The following is a 3200-nucleotide window of genomic DNA, read 5'->3' as shown; positions in this document are numbered from 1 at the left end:
TATGCCTCCCTTAAGAGGGCAGCCCATGTGGGGACATTTATTGTCTATGGCGTACACAGTACCTTCTTTCTTGATAAACAGGACCTGTTTTCCTTCTATATTGACCACTTTCATTTTTTCCTCAGCCAGGTTATCTTCCATAGCAACGGTCCATGCAGACATATTGTATCTCCTATACGTTCGATGTAATTAAAGCAAAAAGCTTGTCCTTCTTATATATTGGATATTGAGCCAGTATCCTTAGAGCTCAGATCATCCATGGCCTTAATACCACCATCACCATGAAACGAACGGCTTCGACATATTTAATTTTAGTGATATTAGTGATATAATGTTGGAAACTTCTTCCTATATATACCAGCATCAGGTTAATACTTAATACTAATAAAATACTCTACTCTATACAACAGATGTTCTGTAACCAATGTGGGGGAATGAGTCAGATCATTGGATACTGTTGATCTTAATTCAATTTCCGATAAACAATAGCGGAGTTCATCTTAACTTACTCGTGAAGGTTTCACTGGCTGCCTGAAAACATCAAACAGGCCAGGAACTTTGAAGGGAAGGAGCTACTGAATGACCGATGTAACCATAAACTCAAGAATCTGTGGCTATGTTCACGAAGTAAATGGAAAGATCGACGGAAATAAAGTCATAATCGAAATTGACACTCCATGTAATGTTGTCAAGAACATATCACACATGGAAGTCCCGCTCGAAGGGATATTTGGCATAAAAGATAACTACGTGCTTGAAAAGGCGAGCCATGCTCCATGTTGCGATACATGCCTCGTTCCAGTCGCCCTTCTACATGTGTGCAGGCTGGAAGCAGGATACATGTCCAAGACCCTTGCCAAAAATGTAGGCAATATCACTATTGAATTTAAGTAGAGCACACATAATATCCAAAGAGGTTAATAACAACTTCATGTTCAATTCAATGGTCCCACTAATGGTGGCCGTAACATGGAACCAGCAAATATCAACTTAAGGGAGGAAGAACAATGGAAGGAGATAGGATATCCTGTCATGCATCAGTAAAGAAAGTATACGAAAGGATCAAAGAGGACGGCATAACCAACATCTGGGACAGGTATGAGGCTCAGGGCATGGGTGGGAACCCCGACAGACGCTGTAACTTCTGCCAGGGCGGTATGCGCTGTGACCTGTGTTCCAATGGACCTTGCAGAGGCAATGCTGAAACTGATAAAAGAGGTGTTTGCGGTATCACTGCTGACGGTATGGCAATGCGTATGATGCTCTTACGTAATGTTATGGGAGCTTCAACTTACCAATACCATACAGAACAGACCATAAAGACACTCAGAGCCACAGCTCTTGGCAAAACGCCTTTTAAGATAAAGGAATCCGGAAAACTCAGAACTTTTGCTGCAAGGCTTGGTGTTGATACATCAGGCACAGATAATGAAGTGGCTTTGAGATTATGCGATTTCGTGGAAGAGGATTTCAGGAGAGAATACGGGCAACACAGCAAGATAGTAGAGATACTTGCACCTGAAGAGCGTAAGGAAACATGGAAAAAGCTGGGCATCTTCCCCAATGGCATCCACAGTGAGATGATGAGGACAACGAGTTCATCCCTCACGAACGTGGATGGGAACTATGTGAGCCTTGCACTCAAAGCCATGCGTTTGGGAGTAGCTATGGGTTACCAAAGCCAGATAGTAAATGAATATTGCCAGGACATCCTCTTCGGTTTGCCTAAACCACATAAAATGAGAGTTGACCTTGGAGTTCTTGACCCCGAATATGTGAACGTGCTTCCCAACGGTCATGAACCATTTCTGGGATTTGCCATGGTACAGCTGGCAAGGGAAAAATCATGGCAGGACAAGGCTCAGGCGGTTGGTGCAAAAGGAATGCGCATAATTGCCAATATTGAGACTGGTCAGGAAATGATACAGAGATGGGAAATGGACAATGTGTTCTTTGGGTTCACTGGCAACTGGATCATGCAGGAAGCGGTCTTAGCCAGCGGCTGTGTAGATGTGTTCGTGGCCGATATGAACTGTTCCATGCCCATAGACCCGATCTACGCTGAAAAATACCATTTCAGGATCGTGCCTGTGAGCGACCTTGTTTCTTTAGAGGGTGTTGATGAAAGAATAGATTATGTACCAGAGAAGGCACGTGAGCAGGCGGCTCAGCTGTTGCAGATAGCTATAGACAACTTCAGCGAACGCAGGAAGACCGTATCTCCTGTAACTGGCCTTCCTGTCACTGAGTCTGTAGTGGGATTCTCATCAGAGAGTATAACAGAGGCACTGGGTGGCAGCCTGGTACCTTTGCTGGATGCCATAAAGAGTGGAACTATCAGAGGTGTCGCGGGTCTTGTATCCTGTACGACCCTTAGGGATTCGGGACAGGATTGCCATAGCCTGGATATTGCAAAGGAACTTATTGCACGGGATGTGCTTGTACTTTCTATGGGATGCGGCAATGCTGCCATGCAGGTTGGAGGTCTGTGCAGCCCTGATGCAATGGAACTTGCAGGACCAGGACTCAAAGGGTTGTGCAAACAGCTTAGTATTCCCCCGGTACTCAGCTTTGGTACATGTACCGATACCGGAAGGCTGGCAGATCTGCTTGGTGCCATTTCATCGGCGTTAGGCGGCGTACCTCTGCCTGACCTGCCAGTAGTGGCAACAGCACCTGAATACATGGAGCAGAAAGCTACGATCGATGCGGTCTATGCTCTTGCATTGGGCCTACACACGCATGTCAATCCTGTGCCTACTGTAACAGGTGCTCCAAGGCTGGTGAAATTGCTCACCCAGGACTGTAAGGGTGTCACTGGAGGAGTAATGAATGTGGAAACTGATGCAGTAAAGGCTGTAGATGCAATGATGGAGCATATAGAGAGCAATCGTAGTAAATTGGGTATCTGATACGTGGATCGCTTACAAATATCGTTATGTAAGGGATGGGAGAACAGAAATGTTGATGGGTTAATTTATGGCCATGCGGCCGGTCCCATCCCTTTATATCCCCTCGTATGCTTTTTTCAATTCAGCGATATCAAACTTCTTCATTTTTAGGAATGCTGCAGTTACTCTTGCCGATTTCTCAGCATCCTTGTCCTGCATCATCTCTTTCATAACAGTGGGTACGATCTGCCATGAAACCCCGAACTTGTCTTTGAGCCATCCACACTGTTCAGCCTCAGGGACAGCTGA

The 3200-nt window shown here is 45.4% G+C and carries 4 protein-coding genes; 2 read left to right on the top strand and 2 right to left on the bottom strand.

The genetic code is table 11. From position 1 onward, the window contains the following. On the bottom strand, positions 1–141 hold a 141-nt coding region (locus A4E24_RS02135), incomplete at its 3' end, for a Rieske (2Fe-2S) protein (protein WP_292351234.1). Positions 142–579: 438 nt separating this feature from the next. Between A4E24_RS02135 and A4E24_RS02130 the strand changes: the two genes are divergently transcribed. Both A4E24_RS02130 and cooS read left to right on the top strand, forming a co-directional pair. Continuing rightward, positions 580–894 carry a DUF6951 family protein gene (locus A4E24_RS02130; protein WP_292351233.1) on the top strand — a complete coding sequence of 105 codons (315 nt, stop codon included), beginning with the start codon at positions 580–582 and terminating at the stop codon, positions 892–894. Between the two features lie 113 nt (positions 895–1007). Next, a complete protein-coding gene (gene cooS / locus A4E24_RS02125; RefSeq protein ID WP_292351231.1) occupies positions 1008–2912 on the top strand; it encodes an anaerobic carbon-monoxide dehydrogenase catalytic subunit in 1905 nt (634 codons plus the stop codon). Positions 2913–3005: 93 nt separating this feature from the next. Here the strand turns inward: cooS and A4E24_RS02120 are convergent. Beyond that, positions 3006–3200, bottom strand: a 195-nt coding sequence (locus tag A4E24_RS02120) for a VOC family protein (protein WP_292351229.1), incomplete at its 5' end; no start/stop codon positions are given.

This window comes from Methanomethylovorans sp. PtaU1.Bin093, assembly GCF_002067275.1.
In the GTDB taxonomy this organism is placed as follows: Archaea; Halobacteriota; Methanosarcinia; order Methanosarcinales; family Methanosarcinaceae; genus Methanomethylovorans.
This window is presented reverse-complemented; position numbering and strand designations above follow the sequence as displayed.

Bases quoted from the DNA above. Each gene is read 5' to 3' on its own strand.
- A4E24_RS02130 (WP_292351233.1), top strand. From the start codon at position 580: ATGACCGATGTAACCATAAACTCAAGAATCTGTGGCTATGTTCACGAA.
- cooS (WP_292351231.1), top strand. From the start codon at position 1,008: ATGGAAGGAGATAGGATATCCTGTCATGCATCAGTAAAGAAAGTATAC.